Origin of the sequence: Halorubrum sp. CBA1229 (genome assembly GCF_003721435.2) — an archaeon.
In the GTDB taxonomy this organism is placed as follows: domain Archaea; phylum Halobacteriota; class Halobacteria; order Halobacteriales; family Haloferacaceae; genus Halorubrum.
On the sequence record NZ_CP054585.1, the window covers coordinates 3,042,370 to 3,064,697 of the forward strand.

General features: G+C 70.0%; 18 protein-coding genes. 3 read left to right on the forward strand and 15 right to left on the reverse strand.

All coding sequences use genetic code 11. The features are described 5' to 3' along the window. Positions 1-2: 2 nt before the first annotated feature. From Hrr1229_RS15315 to Hrr1229_RS15355, 9 genes are all read right to left on the reverse strand, one after another. The gene (locus Hrr1229_RS15315) at positions 3-1,760 is read right to left on the reverse strand and encodes a VC_2705 family sodium/solute symporter (RefSeq protein ID WP_123112088.1); all 1,758 of its coding nucleotides are present in this window, start codon (positions 1,758-1,760) and stop codon (positions 3-5) included. Beyond that, entirely contained in the window at positions 1,757-2,227 is a 471-nt protein-coding gene (locus tag Hrr1229_RS15320; RefSeq protein WP_123112087.1) for a DUF4212 domain-containing protein, read from the reverse strand. Before Hrr1229_RS15320 ends, Hrr1229_RS15315 begins: the two co-directional genes overlap by 4 nt. Positions 2,228-2,350: 123 nt before the next feature. Next, positions 2,351-4,345, reverse strand: a complete 1,995-nt coding sequence (gene acs / locus Hrr1229_RS15325; protein WP_123112086.1) for an acetate--CoA ligase — start codon at positions 4,343-4,345, stop codon at positions 2,351-2,353. Between the two features lie 123 nt (positions 4,346-4,468). Further along, complete coding sequence (locus tag Hrr1229_RS15330; protein WP_123112085.1) at positions 4,469-6,247, reverse strand: bacterio-opsin activator domain-containing protein; 1,779 nt, start codon at positions 6,245-6,247, stop codon at positions 4,469-4,471. Positions 6,248-6,503: 256 nt separating this feature from the next. Next, on the reverse strand, positions 6,504-6,740 hold the full coding sequence (locus Hrr1229_RS15335; RefSeq protein WP_123112084.1) for a DUF2061 domain-containing protein: 237 nt from the start codon (positions 6,738-6,740) through the stop codon (positions 6,504-6,506). A 72-nt stretch (positions 6,741-6,812) separates the two neighbouring features. Beyond that, positions 6,813-8,771 (reverse strand): acetate--CoA ligase, encoded by a 1,959-nt coding sequence (gene acs, locus Hrr1229_RS15340; protein WP_123112083.1) that lies wholly within the window; start codon positions 8,769-8,771, stop codon positions 6,813-6,815. A gap of 132 nt (positions 8,772-8,903) precedes the next feature. Continuing rightward, positions 8,904-10,259: a GTPase HflX gene (gene hflX / locus Hrr1229_RS15345; RefSeq protein ID WP_123112082.1), complete on the reverse strand. Its 1,356-nt coding sequence runs from the start codon at positions 10,257-10,259 to the stop codon at positions 8,904-8,906. Then, the gene (locus Hrr1229_RS15350; RefSeq protein WP_255212595.1) at positions 10,256-10,570 is read right to left on the reverse strand and encodes a DUF2209 family protein; all 315 of its coding nucleotides are present in this window, start codon (positions 10,568-10,570) and stop codon (positions 10,256-10,258) included. The genes hflX and Hrr1229_RS15350 overlap by 4 nt, the downstream gene beginning before the upstream one ends. A 266-nt stretch (positions 10,571-10,836) precedes the next feature. Beyond that, positions 10,837-11,886, reverse strand: coding sequence for a GntG family PLP-dependent aldolase (locus tag Hrr1229_RS15355; protein WP_123112080.1), 1,050 nt, complete (start codon positions 11,884-11,886; stop codon positions 10,837-10,839). A 148-nt stretch (positions 11,887-12,034) separates the two neighbouring features. Here Hrr1229_RS15355 and Hrr1229_RS15360 point away from each other — a divergent pair, with 148 nt between their 5' ends. Both Hrr1229_RS15360 and Hrr1229_RS15365 read left to right on the forward strand, forming a co-directional pair. Then, complete coding sequence (locus tag Hrr1229_RS15360; RefSeq protein WP_123112079.1) at positions 12,035-13,561, forward strand: carboxypeptidase M32; 1,527 nt, start codon at positions 12,035-12,037, stop codon at positions 13,559-13,561. Positions 13,562-13,613: 52 nt separating this feature from the next. Then, on the forward strand, positions 13,614-14,504 hold the full coding sequence (locus Hrr1229_RS15365; RefSeq protein ID WP_123112078.1) for a mechanosensitive ion channel family protein: 891 nt from the start codon (positions 13,614-13,616) through the stop codon (positions 14,502-14,504). 91 nt (positions 14,505-14,595) lie between these two features. Here Hrr1229_RS15365 and Hrr1229_RS15370 read toward each other — a convergent pair whose 3' ends face one another. Together Hrr1229_RS15370 and Hrr1229_RS15375 are read right to left on the reverse strand one after the other, a co-directional pair. Next, positions 14,596-15,210 (reverse strand): hypothetical protein, encoded by a 615-nt coding sequence (locus tag Hrr1229_RS15370; RefSeq protein WP_123112077.1) that lies wholly within the window; start codon positions 15,208-15,210, stop codon positions 14,596-14,598. Positions 15,211-15,435: 225 nt separating this feature from the next. After that, the gene (locus Hrr1229_RS15375; protein WP_123112076.1) at positions 15,436-16,608 is read right to left on the reverse strand and encodes a 3-dehydroquinate synthase II; all 1,173 of its coding nucleotides are present in this window, start codon (positions 16,606-16,608) and stop codon (positions 15,436-15,438) included. Positions 16,609-16,793: 185 nt separating this feature from the next. Between Hrr1229_RS15375 and Hrr1229_RS15380 the strand changes: the two genes are divergently transcribed. Beyond that, positions 16,794-18,341: an HTTM domain-containing protein gene (locus tag Hrr1229_RS15380; RefSeq protein WP_123112075.1), complete on the forward strand. Its 1,548-nt coding sequence runs from the start codon at positions 16,794-16,796 to the stop codon at positions 18,339-18,341. 48 nt (positions 18,342-18,389) lie between these two features. Here Hrr1229_RS15380 and Hrr1229_RS15385 read toward each other — a convergent pair whose 3' ends face one another. From Hrr1229_RS15385 to trpC, 4 genes are all read right to left on the reverse strand, one after another. Continuing rightward, positions 18,390-19,181 (reverse strand): 2-amino-3,7-dideoxy-D-threo-hept-6-ulosonate synthase, encoded by a 792-nt coding sequence (locus tag Hrr1229_RS15385; protein ID WP_123112074.1) that lies wholly within the window; start codon positions 19,179-19,181, stop codon positions 18,390-18,392. 82 nt (positions 19,182-19,263) lie between these two features. Then, a complete protein-coding gene (gene trpA / locus Hrr1229_RS15390) occupies positions 19,264-20,148 on the reverse strand; it encodes a tryptophan synthase subunit alpha (protein ID WP_123112073.1) in 885 nt (294 codons plus the stop codon). Next, positions 20,149-21,474: a tryptophan synthase subunit beta gene (gene trpB / locus Hrr1229_RS15395; RefSeq protein WP_123112072.1), complete on the reverse strand. Its 1,326-nt coding sequence runs from the start codon at positions 21,472-21,474 to the stop codon at positions 20,149-20,151. After that, positions 21,471-22,304, reverse strand: coding sequence for an indole-3-glycerol phosphate synthase (gene trpC / locus Hrr1229_RS15400; RefSeq protein WP_123112071.1), 834 nt, complete (start codon positions 22,302-22,304; stop codon positions 21,471-21,473). Before trpC ends, trpB begins: the two co-directional genes overlap by 4 nt. Positions 22,305-22,328 lie beyond the last annotated feature (24 nt).

Genomic DNA, 22,328 nt, shown 5'->3' on the forward strand with positions numbered 1-22,328 from the left:
GATTACTCCTCCGTGGCCGCGTCGTCAACTGCGCGGTCCCCCTCGGCGGCCGCGTCGTCAACTGCGCGGCCGCCATCAGCCGCGAGGTCCTCGCCGCCGTCGGCGACGACGTCCTCGGCGGTCTCCTGTTGCCCCATCGGCTCGGGGCTGTGGCACTGCCGGACGATCCGCTTCGTCTCGAGCGACGGCTCGTCGGTCGCCATCGAGACGACGATGGTGACGATGAACACGATCGGGAGCGTGATCAGCGCCGAGCCGATAGCTGGCATCCAGGTCGCCAGCCCCGCCGACAGCGGCGCGTCGATCGAGCCGATGTACGTCGGGACGATCTGGTTGATCATCGGGATCGACCAGAGGGTCAGTCCCGTCGTCATGCCGGCGAGCGCCCCTGGCCGGTTAGCGTTCTCCCACCACATTCCGAGGAAGAACATCGGGAACAGGACGGAGCCGGCGAGCGAGAACGCGTATCCCACGAGCGCGGCGATCGACGACGCGGGGTTGAGCGCGGCCAGGGTGGTCAGCGCGCCGAGCGCGACGATCGAGAGGCGGCCGACGAGGATCTGCTGGCGCTGCGTCGCGTCCTCGTTGATGATGTTCGTGTAGATGTCGTGGCTGATCGCCGACGAGCCGGCGATGAACAGCCCGGCGACCGTCGCGATGGCCGCGGCGATACCGCCCGCCGCGACGATCCCGACGAACCAGTCCGGGAGCCCGGACAGCTGCGCCGCCAGCACGACGATGACCTCGCTGGCCGCGCCCGTCATCCCGGGATCGCCGTACGTCGCACCGACGTTCTGCGAGTAGAGGTCGGTGCCGAACGCCGCGAACGCCGGGGCGCTCCAGTAGAGGATACAGATGAAGAACAGCCCCCAGACCGTCGACCAGCGGGCCGTCCGCTCGCTCTCGACCGTGTAGAACCGGACGAGCACGTGCGGCAGTCCGCAGGTGCCGACGATGAGCGAGAACGTCGTGGCGACCCAGAGGTAGTAGCTCGACGAGGCGAACGGCTCGGAGAACTCGCTGCCGAGCTCGCTGATCAGCATCCCGTACTCGAGCTGCGGCAGCACCGTGGAGTAGCCGTTGGTGTAGCCGACGACGAAGAGCCCGACGACGAACGCGAGGATGAGGATAACGTACTGGACCGCCTGGTTCTTCGTGGCGCCCAGCATCCCGGACAGCGTCAGGTAGCCGACGGTGACGACCATCATGGCGACGACCATCACCTGGTACCCGTCGAGGCCGGGGATGAGGCCCCCGTAGTTACCGAAGATGTACAGGCCGACCAAGGCCATCCCCTTCGCCTGTCCGATGGCGTAGACGAAGCCGATGAGGAACGTCGTCACCGCCGCGATGGCGCGCGCGGTGTCGGAGTTGAATCGGTCGCCGACGAAGTCCGGCGCCGTGTACTTCCCGAACCGGCGCAGCTGCGCGGCGAGGAAGATGAGCAGGATGAAGTAGCCCGTCGTCCAGCCGACGACGAACACGAGGCCGTAGAAGCCGGCCAGCGCGATGGACGCCGCCATCCCGAGATAGGACGCCGCCGACATCCAGTTCGCCCCGATCGCCATCCCGTTCTCGACGTTCCCGATGGACCGGCCGGCGACCCACATGTCGTCGGTGTCGGCCACGCGGAAGACGAAGCCGATCGAGAGGAACAGCCCCAGCATCCCGATCACGAGGATCGCCGGCGCCAGCTTGAACGAGATGTCGAGGGCCTCCGGAAGGAGGTCGCTCTGCAGCAGGAGCGAGCTCCCCGTCATTCCTCGGTCCCCCCGTCGGCCGCCGCGACGTCAGCGCCGCTCCCGGTCTCCGCGACGGTGGCGTGATCGATACCGTACTTCTCGTCGAGCGCGTCACGCTTGCGCGAGTACCAGAACGAGAGGATCAGCGCGCTGGTCGGCGCCCCGAACGCGACGAGGAAGTAGTGGATCGGGAAGCCTAAGATCGGCATCTGACTCGTCATCGGGCCGGGAGCGAGCCGCGTCAGCGTCACCGGCCCCCATACCGCGAGGACCCAGATAGCGAACCCGGTCCAGACGATGCGGAGGTGATCCCGCATGTACGGCGTGCTCGGGTTCAGGATGTTCACCTCCGCTCCGAGGTAGTCGGTGTCGTTGTGCGTCTGTGCCGCGCCCGTGGCGACGCCGCCGTCGGTGGCCGCGCCGTCCGATGCGCGTCCACCATCGGCGGCCGCCTCGCCGGAGTCGTGCGTGCTATTATCTGTCATGTATCGCTGTGTGTCGTTGTGATGTGTCGTCGTTCGTCGTTTGTCTGATTCGATCGTGATGTTTGTTCGCGCGGCGACGTCGTCGGATTGTGTTGTCGCGTCGAAAACGGAACCGCCGTTCGGCTACTCGCTTTTCGCCTTCTGCTGGATCTCCTCGACGATCTCGGGGTTCCGGAGCGTGCTCGTGTTACCGAGCTCCTTGCCGTCGGCGATGTTCTCCAACAGGCGCCGCATGATCTTCCCCGAGCGCGTCTTCGGTAGGTCGGGCGTGAACACGACCTGCTCGGGTCGGGCGATCGGGCCGATGGCGTCCTCGACGCCGGCGACGATCGCGTCGCGGAGCTCGTCGTTACCCTCGTACCCGTCTTCGGTCGTCACGTACGCGTAGACGGCCTCGCCCTTGATGTCGTGGTCGCCGCCGACGACGGCGGCCTCGGCGACGCCCTCGACGCCGACGATGGCGGACTCGATCTCCATCGTGCCCAGCCGGTGGCCGGAGACGTTGAGCACGTCGTCCACCCGCCCGAGCACGGTGATGTAGCCGTCCTCGTCGATCTTCGCCCCGTCCTCCGGGAAGTACACCCAGTCCTCGGGGTCGTCGCTGTCCGTGTCGGAGTACTCCGCCCAGTACTCGTCGATGTACCGCTCGTCGTTGTTGTACAGCGTCCGGAGCATGCCGGGCCACGGCTTCTGTACCGTGAGGTAGCCGGCCTTTCCGGGCTCTACCTCGTCGCCGAGCGTGTCGAGGATCTGGACGTCGAGTCCCGGCAGCGGCGGCCCCGCCGCGCCCGGCTTCATGTCCTTCAACCCGGGGAGCGTCGTGATCATCATCCCGCCCGTCTCGGTCTGCCACCACGTGTCGACGATGGGGCACTCCTCGTCGCCGATGTGCTGGTAGTACCACTTCCACGCCCGCGGATTGATCGGCTCGCCGACCGTGCCGAGCAGCCGGAGCGAGGAGAGGTCGTGGCGGTCGGGGAACTCCTCGCCCCACTTCATGAACGCGCGGATCGCCGTGGGCGCCGTGTACAGCTGGGTGGCCTCGTACTCCTCGACGATCTCCCAGAGGCGGTCCTGTTCGGGATGATCGGGGGTCCCCTCGTACATCATCGTCGTCGTCCCGAGCGCGAGCGGCCCGTAGACGATGTAGGAGTGGCCCGTGATCCAGCCGATGTCGGCCGAACAGAAGTACGTGTCATCCGGCTTGATGTCGAGGACGGACTGCGAGGTCCACGACACCCACGAGAGGTAGCCGCCGGTGGTGTGTTTCACCCCCTTCGGCTCCCCCGTGGTCCCCGAGGTGTACATCAGGAACAGCATGTCCTCGGCGTCGCGGGTGACCGGCTCGACCTCGGCGCCCTCGTGCTCTGCGACGAGGTCGTCGTAGTCGAGCTGGTCGTCGCCGAGCTCGTGGCCGAAGTCGTCGCCGTTCGGCCCGAGCCGGTCGACGACGACGGTCGTGGTGTCGTGGTCGACGCCCGCGAGCCCCTGGTTGGCCTTGTCGAGGTGGTCGAGGGGGTCGCCGCGGCGGTAGTAGCCGTCGCAGGTGACGAGGTACTCCGACTCCGCGGAGTTCATCCGGGTCGCGAGCGCGTCCGCCGAGAACCCGGCGAAGACGACGCTGTGAGGCGCGCCGATGCGGGCGCACGCCAGCATCGCGACCGGCAGCTCCGGGATCATCGGCATGTACAGCGTCACCACGTCGTCCTCCTCGACGCCCTGCTCGCGGAGCGCGGCCGCGAACTCGTTTACCTCCCGGTGGAGCTCCGCGTACGTGTACGTGCGATCGTCCTCGTCTACCGGCTCGCCGACCCACTCGATCGCGGCCTCGTCGCCGCGCTCGTCGAGGTGTCGGTCGAGGCAGTTGGCCGACGCGTTCAGTTCGCCGCCGGTGAACCACTCGTAGAAGGGCGGGTCGCTGTCGTCCAGCACCTGGTCGTAGTCGGACTCCCAGTCGAGGAGGTCGGCCGCGGTCTCCCAGCACTCCGGCCAGTTCTCCTCGAACTCCTCGTAGATCTCGGGGTCGGAGACGTTCGCCTGCGCCGCGAACGACTCGGGCGGCTCGAACACCTCCTGCTCTTCCAGTCTCGCTTCCAGTTGGCCGTCACCCTCTGTCATGGTACGGTCGTATCCATCCGATCTCGGCATATAAACGCTGGCGCTAAATACGAAAAATCATGACAGACTCGCGGTGTCTCGGCCGGTTTCCTCTCACTCGACCCCCGACCCGGGACGCCGGCGTCACCGACGCTCCCGGTGCTCCTCATCGAAGAGTCCGTCGAGGAGCGCGCGCTGGGCCTTCCGGAGGTGGTTATGGAACGTCGGCGAGGAGACGCCCATCGCGTCGGCGACCTCCTCGGCGGTGCTCCCGCGGGGCCAGTCGAAGTAGCCGCCGTGGTACGCGGCGGACAGCGCGGCCCACTGTCGGTCGGTGAACCGCTCGGCGACCCCCTCGCGGAACGAGGACTCAGAGCGCGACGACCGGGGGACGGACTCCTTGCTCGCGAGGCGGGCGTCCTCGAACGCCGCGCGGAGCCCGTCGGCCACCGGCCTGACGTCGGCTCCCTTGGGGAGGTCGGCGACGACCCGCACGCGGCCGTCCTCCGCGGTCGCGTCGCGGACCGTCGCGCCGTGTTCCGTGAGCGTCCGGACGGCCGAGCCGCCCTCGACGCGCACCGAGGCCGAGCAGCCGTCCTCTCGCGTCTCGATCACACGGAGGTCCGAGACGCCCCCCGTCCCGTCGACGACGTCGGCGACGCCCTGCGGCATCGCCCCCGCGACGGAGAGGTACAGCCGCGAGGCGTCGTCGGTGACGCCGACGGTGGAGTCGAGGTCGACCCGACAGTCGAGGGCGGCGCTCGCGCGGGCGAGGAACGCCCCCTCGTCGGCGGTGTGGAACTCCACCTCGGTGACCGCGTCGGAGTGGAGGAGGTCCCGCCACCGGCCGGCCGTCACCGCCCAGCCGAGACAGCGCCCGAGCGCGACCAGCTCCCGCTGCTCGGTCTCGGAGACCGGCCCCCCGTCCCCGGCGACGACGCAGAGCGCGCCGTGCGTCACGTCCCGGTAGCTCGCGGGGACGGCGATCCCGGGCCGGCCGTCCGCGGAGGGGTCGCCGTCCGTTAGGACCGGGTCGCCGGTCTCGACCGCGTCGAGCCACGGGCCCTCGCGCGTGACGCCGCGGTCGACGAGGACCTCCCGGTCGACGCCGGCCGCGCCCGCCACCTCAGTCCGGCCGCCGTCGGCCGATCCGCGGACCACCCACGCCTCGGCCCACCGGTCGGACTCGACCAGCCGCGCCGGGACCGTCGCGAGCGGCGACTCTCGGCCGTCGCCGTCGGCGAGGGCCTCGAACCCGCCGAGCGCTGTCGACCGCCGCGCGCCGGCGTCGGCATCGGTGCCCCCGGCCGCCCCGTCGCTCCCGGCGGCCGCGTACGCCTCGGCGACCGCCCGCCCGTCGAGGGGGCCGAGGTACCTGTCGAGCGTCCCGAGCGTCTCCCAGCCGCCGGCCTCGCGCACGGCGTGGGGGTCGACGCCGCGGTCGACGAGGAGGCGCCGCGCGAAGGCGTCTCGGAGGTCGCGCGGCGTGAGGTCGGCCGGCACCGCGCCGTCGGTCCGCGCCGCCGCCCGCTCGGCGGTCTCGCTCACGATCATCTGGACGCGGCGGGGCGAGACGTCGACGAACGGCTCCGCCTCGCCGAGCCCCTCGCTCTCGGCGTACCGCCGGAGCTCGGCCGCCAGCGAGGACGGGACGACGGTCTCGCGGTCGATCGGTTCCGCGGCGTCGCCGCCGCCCGGCGACCCCTCATCGGTCTCGGAGCGCGCTCCCGCGTCGTCGGCCGGAACGGCGAGGAGGGAGACGTCCGCGACGCCCGGATCACTGAGGTGTCGGGGCGCGACGCGGGTGATCTCGCCGGTCCGGAGGCCGACCTCGCCGGCGAGGCGGACCACGACCGCGGCGCGGTACGTCTCCGCGGCGGTCACGAGCGCGTCGTACGCGTCGGCGTCGAGCCCGTCGACCATCTGTTTCGTGGACACACGAAAATACGAAACAAAAATCTTCCGCCGTGGCCTCGAATCCGATTACTTCTGAGGGCGATCGCGTTCGAGGTTTCCGAACCGGTCGTTTCGGCGCCCTTTAATTTCGTTTTGAGATATCAGACCGAAACAGTTTCCACACAGGTTGGTCCCGTTCCGCTTCGTTCGGATCCGTCCCGGTCCGAGCGTGGCCCTGACGGAGGCCCCGGTCCGAGCAGGACCCTGAGGGGGTCCAGTCAGCTCAGGCGCCGGTGACGACGCCCCACGAGACGTGGTCCCACAGTCGCTCGTAGGTGTAGTAGGTCGCGGTCTTGACGACGTTGGTAACCAGTCCGATGTTCACGGCGTCGCTCACGTTGCCGACGACTGCCCACGCCACGAGCACGGTGATGGCGACCATGAGGGTGCGGTAACAGAGCGTCTTGGCGACCGCGCGCTTCCGCTCGTGAAGCGCCGACCGGGAGACGAACGTGCCCATGCCGACGCATCGGAGCCCACCTATATGAAACTTCCAGACGCTTCTATATGCCCTAGAAGTAACATTAAACAGTTACTCTCCGCGGACCGACGACTCGATCTCGCCGACGACCTCCGGGTTCCGGAGCGCGCTGACGTCGCCGAACTCCTCGCCGCGGGCGATGTCCTCCAGCAGCCGGCGCATGATCTTCCCCGAACGGGTCTTCGGGAGCTCCGGGGTGAACACGATCCGGTCGGCGCGCGCCACGTCGCCGACGGAGCGGGCCAGCTCCTCGCCGATCGTCGCCTCGAGCGACTTGTCGGGCTCGACGTCGCTCCGGGTGGTCACGTAGGCGACGATGTCGCCGTCGTCGTCGCCGACGACCGCGGCCTCGGTCACCCCGTCCACGCCGACGATCGCCGACTCCAGCTCGGCGGTGTTGAACCGCTGTGCCCGCACGTTGATCACGTCGTCGACGCGACCGAGAATGGTTACGTAGCCGTCCTCGTCGACCGTCGCGCCGTCACCGGTGCGGTAGCGCCACCCGTCCTCGGTCTCGAGCCAGTACTCCCGGCGGTAGCGATCGTCGCCCTCGCGGAGCCCCCGGAGCATCCCGGGCCACGGCGAGCCGATCGTGAGGTACCCCGGCTCGCCCGGGTCGACCGGATCGCCGTCCTCGTCGACGACGCGGGCGTCGATCCCGGGCAGGGGCGGCCCGACCTTCCCCGGCTTCATCGGGGTGATCCCGGGCAGCGTCGCGAGCGCGATGGCGCCCGTCTCCGTCTGCCACCACGTGTCGACAACCGGCGCCTCGCCGCCGCCGACGTGCTCGCGGTACCAGTGCCAGGCCTTGGCGGTGATCGACTCGCCGACGGTGCCCAGCAGGCGGATCGACGAGAGGTCGTGGCGGTCGGGGTACTCCGCGCCCCACTTCATGAAGGACCGAATCGCGGTCGGGGAGGTGTAGAAGACGCTGACGGCGTTGCGCTCGATGAGGTCCCACACGCGCTCGCGGTCCGGGTAGTCGGGCGACCCCTCGTAGAGGACGGTCGTGGTCCCGACCGAGAGGGGACCGTACACGCCGTAGGAGTGGCCCGTGATCCAGCCGATGTCGGCCGCGCACCAGTAGGTGTCGTCGGGGCGCACGTCGAGCACGTTCCGGGTGGTCCACGCGACGTGCGAGAGATACCCCCCGGTCGCGTGCTCGACGCCCTTCGGCCGGCCGGTCGTCCCGGAGGTGTACATCACGAACAGGAGATCGGTGGCGTCGCGCGCGACCGGTTCGACAGTCTCCCCGTCGTGTGCGTCGACGAGCGACTCGTACGCGTGCTCGTCGTCGCCGAGGGACACGTGGAGCGCGTCCCCGAGCCGGTCGACGACGACCGTCGCCGCGAGGTCGGTCTCGGTCCGGAGCCGGGCGTTGTCCGCCTTCGACTTCTGGTTGAACGCGTCCTCCCGCCGGTAGTAGCCGTCGCAGGTGATCAGGTACGACGAGTCGGCCGCGTCGAGGCGGGTCGCCAGCGCCTCCGCCGAGAGCCCCGCGAAGACGACGTTGTGCGGCGCGCCGATGCGGGCGCACGCCAGCATCGCGACCGGCAGCTCCGGGACCATCGGGAGGTACAGCGTCACCACGTCGTCCTCCTCGACGCCGAGGTCCCGCAGGCCGGCCGCGAGCGCGTTCACCTCGCGGTGGAGGTCGAGGTAGGTGTACGAGCGCCGTTCGCCGCGCTTCCCGAACCACCGGATCGCGAGCTGGTTGCGCCGCTCGTCGAGGTGCCGGTCGACGCAGTTGACGGCGGCGTTGAGCCGTCCGTCCGGGAACCACTGATAAAAGGGCGGCTCGCTGTCGTCGAGCACGGTCTCGTACTCCGTCTCCCAGTCGAGGAGATCGGCGGCCCGCCGCCAGGCGTCCGGTCCCTCGGTCTCGAACGCGTCGTGCACCCCCGCGTCGCTCGCGACGGCCTGCTCGCTGAACCCGGTCGGGGGCTCGATGGCGTCGGCGGCGGCGACGGAGCGGTCCCGCCGTCGGCCGTCGATTCCGGCGTCGTCCATGATACCTGTTCGCAAGCGAAGGAATGTATACTTTGTCCGGGGTCCCGGCCAGTGAGCCGAGCCGATGGGAGCGACGGGGGCGTCGCCTGCGGAGCGGCGGTCTGGTCTCCCGGGGATCGACGGAGAACCCGCCTACGTCGACTCCGCGGGCGCGAGCGAGGCGGCCTTCGACCGGGCGCGGGCCACGATCGAGGGCTTGGCCTCGAAGTCGACGGTCACCTGGTCGCTGGCGTACGACTCCTCGTCGACGTGGCCGTGGTCGTGGATCCACGAGACGAGGCTCATCGCCTCGTCGGAGACGGGGAGGACGAGCCGCTCGCGCTCCCAGTCGGGCAGCTCGTCCTCGACGCGGTCGCGGAGCTCCGCGACGCCCGCACCCGTCTTCGCCGAGACGGCGACGGGGTCGGGCGCGATGCCGGAGAGCGCGCCGCGCTTGTCGGCCAGCTCGCCGGGCGCGAGCCGGTCGATCTTGTTGAACACCGTGACGACGGGGGCCTCGTTGCGCTCGTAGAGGGTGTCGTGGCTCGTGACGAGCTTCTCGCGCATGTCCTCGACGGGCTCGCTCGCGTCGACGACGAGCAGCACGAGGTCGGCCCGGTAGACGGAGTCGAGCGTCGACTCGAACGACTCCACGAGCCAGTGGGGGAGGTCCGCGATGAACCCGACCGTGTCCGTGAGGAGCACGTCGCGCTTCTCCATCTCGGCCCGCCGGGTCGTCGTGCCGAGCGTGGTGAACAGCATGTCCTGCGACTCCGCGGTCGTGTCGAGGTCGGGATGCCGGTCGGCGTTCTCGTCGACGTCGATCTCGGCCGCGAGCCGGCGCATCAGCGTCGACTTCCCGGCGTTGGTGTACCCCGCGAGCGCGACCAGGTCGAAGCCGGAGTCGCGGCGCTGCTCGCGTCGCGCCTCCTCCTTCGCCGCGATCGACTCCAGCTCGTCGCGGATCTCGGAGATCTGGCGTTTGATGTCGCGCTCGACGCTCTCGTCGTACTCGCCGAGCCCCATGAAGCCGGGGCGCTCGTCGCGCTTCGCGAGGCTCGCCTTCGCCTCGGCGCGCGGGAGCTCGTACCGGAGCTCGGCCAGCTCGACCTGGAGCTGCGCCTTCCGAGTGTTCGCGCGCTGCCCGAAGATCTCGAGGATGAGCGTGAACCGGTCGATCACCTCGACGCCCTCGGGGAGCTCCCCGCCGATGTTGAACGTCTGGTAGGGTCCCACGTCGTTGTCGACGATGACGGCGCCGGCGTCGGTCCGGCGGACGAGGTCGCGCAGCTCCGCGACCTTCCCCTCCCCGAACATGAACGCGGCGTCCTCCGTGCGGGTCTGCGTGAGCTCGCCGACGACCTCGTAGCCCGCGGCCGCGGCGAGCTGGGTGATCTCGGCGAGGTCGGCGTCGCCGGAGTCGACGCGCTTGGCGACGACCGCCCGACGCTCCTTGGGGACCGGTTCTGCGTTGCCGTCGGCGCCCGCTCTCTCGACGCTCCCGGTCATAAGAGGAGGTCTCGGGCGGCGTACGCGGCGTGGTGTGCTGCCTGCACTGTTTCGCGTTCCCCTATGCTCTCGACGTATTTAAACTCGGGTCGGAAGCTCAGTCCGACTCGCTCGGGGGGCTCCTCGTAGAACTCGCCGTGCTCGGCGACGATCGGCCCGTCCGGTGGCTCCGGCAGGTTTCCGACGGCCGTCGCCACGAGTCCCAGCGTCGCATCGAGCGTCGGTCCCTCCCGCGCGGCGGCGAACCCCATCCCCTCGACCGCCCGGATCCGTGTCGAGTCGATTCGGGCGTGGACCGCTGCCGCGACCATCAGGTACTCGCCGTCCTCCTCGTGGCGGCCGCTGATGTCGACGCCGACCACCTCAGGGACGGGCGCCGGCCACCTCGGTTCGGCCGGAGCGCAGTTCCGATCCCGCGGGTACTGTGCCCATACGACCGACTTGATCGCCCGCCGAATTGAACGTTTCTGTGGTGTGCGTCAGACCTCCAACCGCGCCGCCTCAAGCCGACCGCGCCGCCTCAAGCCGACCGCGCCGCCTCAAGCCGACCGCGCCGCCTCAAGCCGACCGCGCCGCCTCAGGCCGACAGCTCCGCGACCGCGTCGCCGATCCGGTCGATCGCGTCGTCGACATCGGCGGCGTCCACGTCGAGGTGCGTCGTGAACCGCGTCGTGTAGTCGTCGAATTCGACGCAGCCGACGCCGGCCGCCTTACAGGCCTCCACGAGGTCCGCGGCGGGGATCCCGGCGTCGTCGGTGTGCGAGACGACGATATTGGTGTCCGGCGCGGGCGCGTCGACCCCGTCGAGCGCGTCGAGCCCGGCGGCGAGCCGTTCCGCGTTGGCGTGGTCGTCGGCGAGGCGGTCGACGTTCTCCAGCGCGAGCAGCCCGGGCGCGGCGATTATCCCGGCCTGTCGCATCCCGCCGCCGAACAGCTTCCGGACGCGGCGCGCCTCCTCGACGAATTCCTCGCCGCCCGCGAGGATCGAGCCGACCGGCGCGCCGAGCCCCTTCGAGAGGCAGAAGGTGACGCTGTCGACGGGCGCGACGATCTCGCTCGCGTCGACGCCGAGCGCGACCGCGGCGTTGAACACTCGGGCGCCGTCGAGGTGAACCGGCACGTCGGCGTCGCGAGCGACCTCGGCGGCCGCGGCGATCTCCTCGACCGGGACCGCGACACCGCCGCGGTAGTTGTGGGTGTTCTCCAGCGACAGGAGGCCGGTTCCCGGCCGGTGGAGGTCCTCGGTCACGAGCCCCTCGGCGACCGCGTCCGGCGTCGGGACGCAGCGGTCGCCGGCGTCGATCGTCCGGGTCTGCGCGCCCGAGAGCTTCGACGCGCCGGCGAGCTCCCACCGGTAGATGTGCGACTCGCGCTCCAAGAGGAGCTCCTCGCCCGGCTCCGTGTGGACGTGGACGGCGATCTGGTTGGCCATCGTCCCGGAGGGGACGTAGAGCGCGGCCTCGGTCCCGACCGCCTCGGCGGCGCGGCGCTCCAGCTCGTTGACGGTCGGGTCGTCGCGGTACACGTCGTCGCCGACCTCGGCGTCGCGGGCGGCCTCGCGCATCGCGTCCGAGGGCGTCGTGACGGTGTCGGATCGCAGGTCGATGGTGTCCTCGTCGATGTCCATTCGTTAGCAGCGATTCGGCGGCCGGTCTGAAATAGGTCGCGCTCGGGGCCGATTCGCCCGGCTCCCAGCGGCGGAGGCGGCCGTGGCCCGCCGTCCCGTCGATTCCGCGTTCGCTTCCTTCTTAAGCGACGCGGCCGATCCGTGTCGTATGGCAACGGAAGCCGCGGCTGACGACGCGAGCGACGCCCCCGAGGCGTACGAGGCCCTCCTGGACCGCGTTCGACGGTGGAACACGGTCGGGAGCGCCGCCGGCGTGCTCGGGTGGGACCAGCAGGTGATGATGCCCGAGGGGGGCACCCCCGCCCGGTCGAAGGAGCTCTCGACGCTCTCGTCGATCCAGCACGACATGATCACGGACGACGAGACCGGCGAGCTGCTCGCCGAGCTCGACGACGCCGACCTCACCGACGAGCAGTCGGCGGTCGTCCGCGAGGTCCGCCGCGAGTACGAGCGCGCCGACGCGGTCCCGGTCGAGCTGGTCGAGGAGATCTCCGAGACCGGCTCCGAGGCGCTGCAGGCGTGGGAGGAGGCGAAGGCCGAGGACGACTTCGATGAGTTCGCCCCCTATCTGGAGAAGCACGTCGAGCTCAAGCGGGAGTACGCCGAGCACATCGACCCCGACCGCGACCCCTACGAGGTCCTCTTCGAGGAGTACGAGCCGTGCCTCTCGATCGACCGCGCCGAGGCCATCTTAGCGGAGCTCCGTGAGACGCTCGTCCCCATGATCGACGCGATTCGCGAGTCGGACGCCGACCTCGCGGTCGACACCTTCGAGGGCACCTTCCCCGAGGGCGAGCAGGAGGAACTCGCCCGCGAGGCGCTCGAACTCGTGGGCTACGACTTCGACCGCGGCCGGCTCGACGTCTCCTCGCACCCGTTCACCGCCGGGAACCAGTTCGACTGCCGGGTGACGACCCGGTTCGACGAGTCCGACCCGCTCGGTGCGATCGGCTCGACGATCCACGAGTACGGCCACGCGCAGTACAACCTCGGACTCCCGCAGGAGGAGTGGGCGACCCCGCTCGGGGAGTCGCGCGACCTCTCGGTCCACGAGTCGCAGTCGCGGCTCTGGGAGAACCACGTCGGGCGGAGCCGGTCGTTCTGGGAGCTGTTCCTGCCGCGGTTTAAAGAGCAGTTCCCCCAGACCGAGGACGCGACCGTCGAGGACGCCTACGAGGCGTTCAACCAGGTCCACGAGGACAACTTCATCCGCGTCGAGGCGGACGAGCTCACCTACCACCTTCACATCATCGTGCGATTCGAGATCGAGCGCGACCTGGTCCGCGGCGACCTCGCGGTCGAGGACGTGCCGGAGGTCTGGAACGACAAGTACGAGGAGTACCTCGGGATCCGCCCCGAGACCGACAGCGAGGGCTGCCTCCAGGACATCCACTGGAGCCACGGCAACTTCGGCTACTTCCCCACCTACTCGCTCGGCTCGGTGATGGCCGCGCAGCTGTTCGAGGCCGCCGAGAGCGAGATCGACGACCTCGACGCGAAGATCGCCGACGGCGACTTCGACGACCTCCAGGCGTGGCTCGGCGAGAACGTCCACCGGCACGGCTCCCGCTACGAGACGAACGAGCTGGTCAAGCGGGCGACCGGCGAGGACTTCTCCGCGGACGCCTTCACCGACTACGTCGAGGAGAAGTACGGCGAGCTGTACGGGATCTAGCTCGCACACCTCGCAGTCGGGGTTTTTACCGATACGCCGCGATGTGCAGCGCATGGTCGGCCAGGTGTCTCCGCCGAAATGGGCGACAGACGTCTTCTCGGCGTACGATCAGGTGTTTTCGGAGCTGTTCTGGTTTCTCGTGGGGTTCGGGGTCATCTATCTCGTCGGCCAGACGTTTCTCGTCCCCGTTCTCACCCGCGTCATCAGAACGCGTAACCGGAACAACCCCACGATCGAGACGGCGGCGAAGACGTATCTCCGGGTGCTCCTGATCGGATTCGCGACCCTCACGGGCATCATCGCCGCCGGCTACGGACGGGTGCTCTCCGAGTCGGCGGTCATCATCGCGGCGCTCACGTTCGCGCTCGGGATCGCCGGTCAGCAGGTGTTCGGGTCGCTCATCAGCGGGATGTTTCTGGTCGCCGACCCGGATTTCAACGTCGGCGACTGGATCGAGTGGTCGGGCGGGAGCGGCACGGTCGAAGCGGTCGACTTCCGCGTCACCCGGGTCCGGACGCCTGACAACGAGACCGTCTCGATCCCCAACACCGAACTCACGACCAACGCCATCACCCGGCCCTACGGTCGGAACACGTATCGAATCACGGAACAGGTGTACGTCGCCTACGACGAGGACGCCGAGCGGGCCCTGCTGACGGTACAGCAGATCGCCGCGACTCTCGATCCGGTTCTCGGTGACCCGGCGCCGAACACCCGCCTCGTCGAACTCGGCGAGAACGCGATCACGATACAGGCGGAGTTCTGGATCGACGATCCGAGAAATCGGAGTATGCCGACGATCCGCTCTGACTTCCGTCGGCTAGTGAAACGGCGCTTCGACGAGGAGGGGATCACGCTCGCACCCCCGTCTGCGCAGTTACTCTCGGGGGAAGTGACCGTGACGGAGCGTCCGACCGAGCCGGCCGCCTCGAGCAGCGAGTGAAAGCGAACGCGGCGGGTCCGGCGGACGGGCGCGCGCCCCTACGACGGAACGTATCGCGGGTCGGTTCGGACGCGAAAGCGACGACGCATACTCACACTCCCAGCCGGAACCCGGTCATCAGGACGATGATCCCGAGCATCGTCGCGGCCTCGAACAGGCCGACCACGAGGTTCTTCTTCTCGATCGCTTCGAGCCGCGAGGCGTCCGGGTCCGACGAGAGCGTCTCGTAGTAGGCGCTGAGCTGGAGCCGGTGCGGGACCGCGAGGCCGAACGCGAACAGCCCCCACCCGAGCGCGAGCGCGAGCCCCGACCACGTCCCGGCGAACCCGTACCCCAGCCCGAGGCCGGGCGTCAGCAGGACGGTCCCCGAGACGACGGTCGTGAGCGAGAAGCCGACGAGGAAGAAGACGGCCTTCGGAACGAGCGTCGTCGTCACCGCGGCCGACGCCTCCTCGCCGAGCCCTCCGAGCGTCGGGCCGATGATCGCCGGGAAGATCAGGGCGAAGCCGAACCACACCGCCCCGGCGACGACGTGCGTATAAAAGAGGAGCTCCGTGCTCGAGAGGAGGAGGCTCGCGCCGAAAAAGGCCAGCGGGACGAGGAGGCTCCCCGCCGCGAACGCCGGATTCGCGGCGTTCGCGAGGTGTTGTACGCGATCCACTACGGTACCGTCCGTCACGCGGCTATGCTCGTGACTCACAGCCATGGACCGATGAACGGTAAGACGTTTGGTAATAGTAACGGTCGGGGCAGTCCTCTGACAGAAAGGCGGCTCTGAGACCGACCGGATCGGACGTGTCGTGCTTCGAGCAGGTCTCGCGACTCGCTGGTCGAGGGCCGGCTCGTTCGTAGTGGCCTCGCGTTCGCTCGGCCACTCGGCTCGCGGGCCTGCGGCCCGCTCGCGTACGAGACCTCGCTCCGCTCGGTCTCGCTACTTCTCGATGATGCTCTCCTCCACCGCCTCGCCGAAGTGCCGCGCCACGTCCTCGTAGTAGACGAGCGCCTCGTCGCCCTCCTCGAGGTCCGTGACCGCCTTCTTGCCGTCCGCGGTCGCGACCTTGACGGTCTCGGCGTTCTGGATCAGGGTCTCGACGCGGTCGACGCCCTCTTCCGTCTCTATCTCGGCCTGAATCCGGAACATCGGCCGCTTCTCGATCTTCACGCGGCCGACGATCGCCTCGCGGGTGTGGCCCGCGGTGTCGACGACCTGCACCTCGTCGCCGCTGGACAGTTCCGCGAGGTAGTTGGTGCCGCCCTCGGCGTTCCGGACGTACGCGTGGACGGCCCCGGCGTTCACGCGGAAGGGGCGCGACTCGACGTACGGCGACTCCGCGGTCTCGGCGTGGACGAAGAACAGCCCCCGCGACATCGACCCCACGAGCATCCCCTCGTCGTCGTCCATCAGCGAGCCGGTATCGATGCAGACGCGGTCGGCCATCCCGGTGCGCTCGACCGCGGTGACCTCGGCGTGTCTGAGGTCCAGCGTCTCGCGGTCGGCCGCGTCGCGGGCGTCGACCGCGCCCCGGATCTCGTCCGGCTCGTCGGAGTCGAGGAGCACGCCGTCGGCGCCGATCTCCAGCGTCTCGAAGGCGGTCCGCGCCTCGGCGGCGGTCGTCGCGCCGGCGACGAGGTGCGTCTCCTCGCCGACCCGCGCGATCAGGTTCTCCAGCGGGATGATCGACCAGTCCTCGCCGACGACGATCGTGTACTCGGCGTCGTTCGCCGCCTCCTCGGCGAACCGCTCGTAGTCGGTCCCGAGCACGCGGACGTACACGCCCTGCGCGCGGTCGTCTCGCCGGCGGACCGTCGTGAGGTCCGCGGAGCCGGAGAAGTCGTCGGGGAGGTCGATCGTCCCGTCGCCCTCGCCGCCCTTGCCGACGAAGTAGGCGTCGGCTTCGGCGTCGCTCTCGGCGTCGTCGATGACGTCTGCCTCGGAGCGGAACGCCGCGACCGAGACGTCGCCGAGCTCGCGGACGCGCCCCACGTCGGCCTCGTCGACGAGCACCCAGTCCGCGCCGGCCTCGATGGCGGTCGTGATCCGTCGCTTGCGCGCCTCCCAGTCGCCGACGCTCCCGTCGGCCTTCACCCAGACCGTGCGTGTCATTACCGGAACCTCACGGCGGGCGGGCTTGAAAACTGCGGAAGGGTCGCGCGTTGCGAGCGGCGGCGCCGGGGGAGCGTCCGCCGATGGCGGCGGTGCGACGGGACCGGCCGCCGTTGGCGACGCAACGACCCGGAGACGACAAAGCACTTATCACTAAGCTCGTATCGTAGGACGTACATCTCCGAATGACGACACCACGCCGGCGGCCCTCGAACGCGGGGTCCCGATACGCCGCTGCGCGCGAGGCCCTCCGGGAGCGCGCCGCGCCGCACCTCGGGATCGATCCGCGAGCGCTGGGCGCGTTCCGGATCGGGCTGGCCCTCCTGCTGCTCGGTGACCTGCTCGTCTACCGGCTCCCGGTGGTGGGCGCGTTCTACACCGACGACGGCGTCCTGCCGCGCTCGACGCTCGCCGAGCTGTACCCGTTCTTGGAGACCGTCTCGATCCACGCGGTGTCCGGCTCGGCGTGGGTCCAAACGGGGCTCCTCGCGCTCGGCGCGTGCGCCGCCGCCTGCCTGCTCGTCGGCTACCGAACGCGAGCGTCGACGGGCCTCTCCCTCGTCCTGCTCGCGTCGCTTTACGCTCGCAACCCGTTCGTGATCAACGGCGGGAACACGATTCTGCTGATGCTCCTCTTTTTAAGCCTCTTTCTTCCGCTCGACGCCCGCTGGTCGCTCGGTGCCGGCCGGTCGAGCGACCCCGGTTACCGCGACGACGCCGATGGAGGCGCGACTGACGGGGGCGAGAGCGGCGTCGGTCGGCGGGTCTGTTCGCTCGGAACCGCCGTCACCCTCCTGACGCTCGTCTCGATCTACGCGGCCAACGTGGTCTCCAAGGTCCGGAGCGACGCGTGGATGTCGGGCGTCGCGGTCCCGCGGATCTTCCAGATAGAGGAGTTCGTCGTGCTGTTCGGCCCGTTCGTCTCGGACCACACCGCGGTCCTCGCGGCCATAAACTGGCTCTGGATCGCGCTCCTCTCGGCGTCCGTGCTGCTGGTCGCCGCCACCGGGTGGCTGCGAGCCGGCGTGGCCCTCGCGTTCGTCTCCGCGCACCTCAGCATGGCCGCGACGATGCGGCTCGGCGTGTTCCCGTTCGTCATGATCTCGGTCCTGCTCCTCTTCCTCCCGCCGAGGGTCTGGGACGCCGTCGAGGCGCTCGCGTCGAGCCTCCCCGGGTCGTCTCGGCTCCCAGATCGGGCGTACCGAAGCGACGGCGGAAGCCCGACCGAGGCGGCGTCTCCGGTCACGTCGCGGGCGCGTCGCGGGATCCGCGTCGCGGCCGCCGTCCTGCTCGTTGGCGTCTTCGTCGCGCTCGTGGTCTGGCAGGCCGCGGGGGTCGGGCTCGTCGACATGCCGGCGTCGGAGTCGGCCGGCGAACTCTCGGAGGTGAGCTGGTCGTTCTTCGCGCCGAACCCGCCGGACACCTCCAGCTGGTACGTCGTCCGAGCGACGCTCGACTCCGGCGAGACCGTCGACGCGCTCGACGGGGGTCCGGTCGCGTTCGACCGGCCGCCGGACGCGGCGGACACGTACCCGACGACCCTCTGGCACCAGTTCGGGCACAGAGTGCGGTACGCCGGCGAGACGCAGTACCGCCCGGTTGCGGCGTACGTCTGTGAACGGGCGGACCCCGACGTGGAGTCCGTGACCGTCTTCCACGTCGAGCAGGAGGTCGGTCCGAACGGACCGGTGGGAGAGCCGGAGCCCCAAGAGCGGATCAGCGCCGCCTGCTGACGCCTCGAGCGTTGTTACGCCTCGGGCGTCGCCACGCCGCGAGAGTCGCTACGCCTCGATGAACCCGCCCGCGCGGAGCGCCTCGTCGACGTCGGCGTCGTCGTGGACGATCGCCGAGACGGCGCGGGCGATCCCCTCGGGGTCCTCGTGCTGGAAGATCGACCGGCCCATCGACACGCCGGCCGCGTCGCCGTCCATCGCGCCGCGGACCATCTCCACCGTCTCGCGGTCGGTGCCCTTCGAGCCGCCGGCGATGACGACCGGGAGCCGCGTCGACTCCGTGACGCGGGCGAACGAGTCGCCGTCGCCGGAGTAGCCGGTCTTCACCACGTCGGCGCCGAGCTCCTCGGCGAGCCGGACGGCGTGCCCGAGCGACTCGGGGTCGGTCTCGTCGACGCCCTCGCCGCGCGCGTACGCCATCGCGAGCACCGGCAGGCCGAGGCGCTCGGCGTCGGCGGTCAGCTCCGCCAGCTCCTCGATCTGGTCCGGCTCGTGCTCCGAGCCGACGTTGATGTGGAACGAGACCGCGTCGGCGCCCGCGCGAACCGCATCGTCGACGGTTCCGGTGACGCGCTTGTCGCTCTCGTCCGGGCCGATCGTCGTCGACCCGTTGAGGTGGACGATGTAGCCCGCGTCGTTCTTGTTCGGATGGACGCGGGGGGCGACGCCGCGCTGCGTGAGGACCGCGTCCGCGCCGCCGCGCGTGACGCCGTCGATCGTCGACTCGATGTCGACGAGCCCGTCGACGGCGCCCATCGTGATCCCGTGGTCCATCGGGACGATGAGGTACCGGTCGTTCGTGGAGATGCGATCGAGTCGTGCCGAGTGTCCTGCTGTCATGGTGGGTTCGGTCGTTGTGTGAGAGTGTGGCAATCGCAGGTAAGTGGGTTTCGTTCGGGGACGTATTGGCTCGAAACGGCGGTCACCGCGACTCGGCCGCGCCGACGCGGGCGGCGTAGCCCCGTTCGGCGCCCGCCTTCAGCTCCCGCGAGAGCGCCTCCAGGCGGTCGGCGACCTCGTCGGTCGGGCGGTCGTTCTCGACGCCGTCGGCGACGATGTCGACCAGCGCCGAGCCGACGATGACCCCGTCGGCGCCGCCGGCGACGATGCGCTCGGCGTGCTCGCCGGCCGAGATACCGAACCCGACGGCCTTCGGCACGTCGTACTCGGCGAGTCGGTCTAAGCTCTCGGTGGTCTGGTCGGAGACGTCGTCGCGCGCGCCGGTCGTCCCGAGCCGCGCCTGCACGTAGACGTACCCCGACACCCGGCTCATGATCCGGTCGAGCCGGTCGCCGACCGTGGTCGGCGCGACGATGAAGACCAGATCGAGGCCGAACTCGTCGCACGCCTCCCGCAGCGGGTCGGCCTCCTCGGCCGGGAGGTCGGGGACGACGAGCCCCTCGATGCCGGCCGCGGCGGCGCGCTCGACGAAGGGACGGGGACCGGCCTCTTTTCCATACTGATAAATCAAGTTGTAGTACGTCATGCAGACGAGCGGCGCCTCGACCTCCAGCTCTTCGGCGAACGCGAAGAACTGGTCCGGCGTCATCCCGGCATCGAGCGAGCGCACGAGGGCCCCCTGAATCGTCGGCCCCTCGGCGATCGGCTCCGAGAACGGGAGCCCGAGCTCGATCACGTCGGCGCCGCCGCGGTCGAGCGCGCGGACGTACTCCAGCGACGACTCGTAGTCCGGGTCGCCGACGGCGAGGTACGGGACGTACGCGGGGCCGTCGGCGAACGCCTCGGCTATCGCGGCCGAGTTACCCGCCTCCGGCTTCGCCGCCGACTCCGGAGTCCGCTCCGCCATTTAAATACCCCCCGTGAACATCGACATGTCGGGCGCCTCGTCGATGTCGCGCTTGTCGGTCTCCTCGATGGCGGCGTCGAGGTCCTTGTCGCCGCGTCCGGAGACGTTCACGACGACACGCTCGCCGAGCTCCTCGTGATGCTCCTCGAGGAAGCCGAACGCGTGCGCCGTCTCCAGCGCGGGGATGATCCCCTCCGTGTGCGAGAGCCGGTGGAACCCCTCCAGCGCGGCGTCGTCGTCGACGGCGACGGGGTTCACGCGCCCCTCGTCGACGAGGTACGCGAGCTCCGGGCCGACGCCGGCGTAGTCGAGCCCGGAGGAGATGGAGTGGCTCTCCATGATCTGGCCGTCGGAGTCCTGCAGGAGCTTCGTGCGCGCCCCGTGGAGCACGCCCTCCTCGCCGGTGTACAGCGACGCGGAGTTGGGGGCGACGCCGGCCTCCTCGTCGACCTCCAGCGTCGACCCGCCGGCCTCGACCGCGTGGAGCGCGACTTCCTCGTCGTCGACGAACGCCGCGAACGACCCCATCGTGTTCGAGCCGCCCCCCGCGCAGGCGACCACGTCGGTCGGGAGCGCGCCCGTCTTCTCGATCGTCTGCTCGCGCGCCTCCTCGGAGATGACCGCCTGGAAGTCGCGGACCATCACCGGGAACGGGTGCGGGCCGACGATCGACCCGATGACGTAGTGGGTGTTCTCGACGGTGGTCGCCCAGTCGCGCATCGTCTCCGAGATGGCCTCCTTCAGGGTGCCCCGCCCCGCGGTCACCGGATTCACCTCGGCGCCGTTGAGCTTCATCCGGAAGACGTTCGGACGCTGGCGGTTGATGTCGCGCTCGCCCATGTAGATCTCGCAGGGCATGTCGAGGTGGGCGGCCGCCATCGCGGTCGCGGTGCCGTGCTGTCCGGCGCCGGTCTCGGCGATGATCCGCTCTTTGCCCATGTACTTCGCGAGCAGGACCTGTCCGAGCGCGTTGTTCAGCTTGTGCGCGCCGCCGTGGAGCAGGTCCTCACGCTTGAGGAAGACGTCCCGGTCGTAGCGCTCCGAGAGCCGGTCGGCCCGCTGGAGCGGGATGGGGCGGCCGCCGAAGTCGGCGAGCCGCTCGCGGAACTCGTCCATGAAGCCGTCCTCGTTCTCGAGGACGTACCGCTCGTAGGCGTCGGTCAGCTCCTCGATCGCCGGCATCAACGCCTCGGGGACGTACTGGCCGCCGTAGCGGCCGAACTTCCCGTCCTCGCGGCCGCGCTCGCGGCCGGGGCGTCGCGACAGCTCCGCCCGCGTTGCTCCCGCGCCGGTCGTCTCGCTCGTGGTGGATCCGGTTTCGCTCATGTGGGTGTCTCCGTGGTGTCTCGGTGGTCCTCGTCGCCCGCGACCGCGTCGTCCTCGTCGACGTCCGCCTCCGCCCGCGTCAGCGCCCGCGTGTTCGCCTCGACGTCGCCGTCCATGATCGCGCTACCGACGAGCAGCGCGTCGGCGCCGGCCGCCCGCATCCGGCGGACGTCGCCCGGCGAGCCGATCCCGCTCTCGGCGATCAGGGTCACCTCGTCGGGGACGTGGGGCGCCACGGACTCGAATGTTCCGAGGTCGACGACCAACTCTGCCAGGTCGCGGTTGTTCACGCCGATCGTCGTCGCCCCGGCGTCGAGCGCGGCGTCCAGCTCCTCGCGGTCGTGGACCTCGACGAGGACCTGGAACCCGCGCTCGCGGGCGGCGGAAAGCAAGTCCGGGAGGTCGTCCCCGACGAACCGCGCGATCAGCAGGACGACGTCGCTCTCGACGGCGTCGAGCTGCGACTCGGCGACGACGAAGTCCTTGCGGAGGACCGGCACGTCGACGGCCGCCCTGACGCGATCCAGCACCTCGACGCTCCCGCCGAAGTGCTCCGGCTCGGTGAGCACCGAGAGCGCCGCGGCGCCGCCGGCGACCATCCCCTCGGCGAGCGCGACGGGGTCGTCCTCGCGGGTCCCGTCCGTGGTCGGGCTCGTCGGCTTGACCTCGGCGACGACGGGCACGCGCCCGTCGGCCTCGGCCCGGTCGAACGCGGCGCGCAGGTCGCGCGGGTCGACGTCGACGCGGTCGGTGCTGCCCTCGGCCGCCCGGTCGCGGGCCGCCGACAGTATCGACCTGACCGCGGGGGCCAGCTCGGTTGCATCCTCCATTACTGTACACTAATGCACGTATCT

Bases quoted from the DNA above. Each gene is read 5' to 3' on its own strand.
- Hrr1229_RS15315 (WP_123112088.1), bottom strand. From the start codon at position 1,760: ATGACGGGGAGCTCGCTCCTGCTGCAGAGCGACCTCCTTCCGGAGGCC.
- Hrr1229_RS15320 (WP_123112087.1), bottom strand. From the start codon at position 2,227: ATGACAGATAATAGCACGCACGACTCCGGCGAGGCGGCCGCCGATGGT.
- acs (WP_123112086.1), bottom strand. From the start codon at position 4,345: ATGACAGAGGGTGACGGCCAACTGGAAGCGAGACTGGAAGAGCAGGAG.
- Hrr1229_RS15330 (WP_123112085.1), bottom strand. From the start codon at position 6,247: ATGGTCGACGGGCTCGACGCCGACGCGTACGACGCGCTCGTGACCGCC.
- Hrr1229_RS15335 (WP_123112084.1), bottom strand. From the start codon at position 6,740: ATGGGCACGTTCGTCTCCCGGTCGGCGCTTCACGAGCGGAAGCGCGCG.
- acs (WP_123112083.1), bottom strand. From the start codon at position 8,771: ATGGACGACGCCGGAATCGACGGCCGACGGCGGGACCGCTCCGTCGCC.
- hflX (WP_123112082.1), bottom strand. From the start codon at position 10,259: ATGACCGGGAGCGTCGAGAGAGCGGGCGCCGACGGCAACGCAGAACCG.
- Hrr1229_RS15350 (WP_255212595.1), bottom strand. From the start codon at position 10,570: ATGGTCGCGGCAGCGGTCCACGCCCGAATCGACTCGACACGGATCCGG.
- Hrr1229_RS15355 (WP_123112080.1), bottom strand. From the start codon at position 11,886: ATGGACATCGACGAGGACACCATCGACCTGCGATCCGACACCGTCACG.
- Hrr1229_RS15360 (WP_123112079.1), top strand. From the start codon at position 12,035: ATGGCAACGGAAGCCGCGGCTGACGACGCGAGCGACGCCCCCGAGGCG.
- Hrr1229_RS15365 (WP_123112078.1), top strand. From the start codon at position 13,614: ATGGTCGGCCAGGTGTCTCCGCCGAAATGGGCGACAGACGTCTTCTCG.
- Hrr1229_RS15370 (WP_123112077.1), bottom strand. From the start codon at position 15,210: ATGGCTGTGAGTCACGAGCATAGCCGCGTGACGGACGGTACCGTAGTG.
- Hrr1229_RS15375 (WP_123112076.1), bottom strand. From the start codon at position 16,608: ATGACACGCACGGTCTGGGTGAAGGCCGACGGGAGCGTCGGCGACTGG.
- Hrr1229_RS15380 (WP_123112075.1), top strand. From the start codon at position 16,794: ATGACGACACCACGCCGGCGGCCCTCGAACGCGGGGTCCCGATACGCC.
- Hrr1229_RS15385 (WP_123112074.1), bottom strand. From the start codon at position 19,181: ATGACAGCAGGACACTCGGCACGACTCGATCGCATCTCCACGAACGAC.
- trpA (WP_123112073.1), bottom strand. From the start codon at position 20,148: ATGGCGGAGCGGACTCCGGAGTCGGCGGCGAAGCCGGAGGCGGGTAAC.
- trpB (WP_123112072.1), bottom strand. From the start codon at position 21,474: ATGAGCGAAACCGGATCCACCACGAGCGAGACGACCGGCGCGGGAGCA.
- trpC (WP_123112071.1), bottom strand. From the start codon at position 22,304: ATGGAGGATGCAACCGAGCTGGCCCCCGCGGTCAGGTCGATACTGTCG.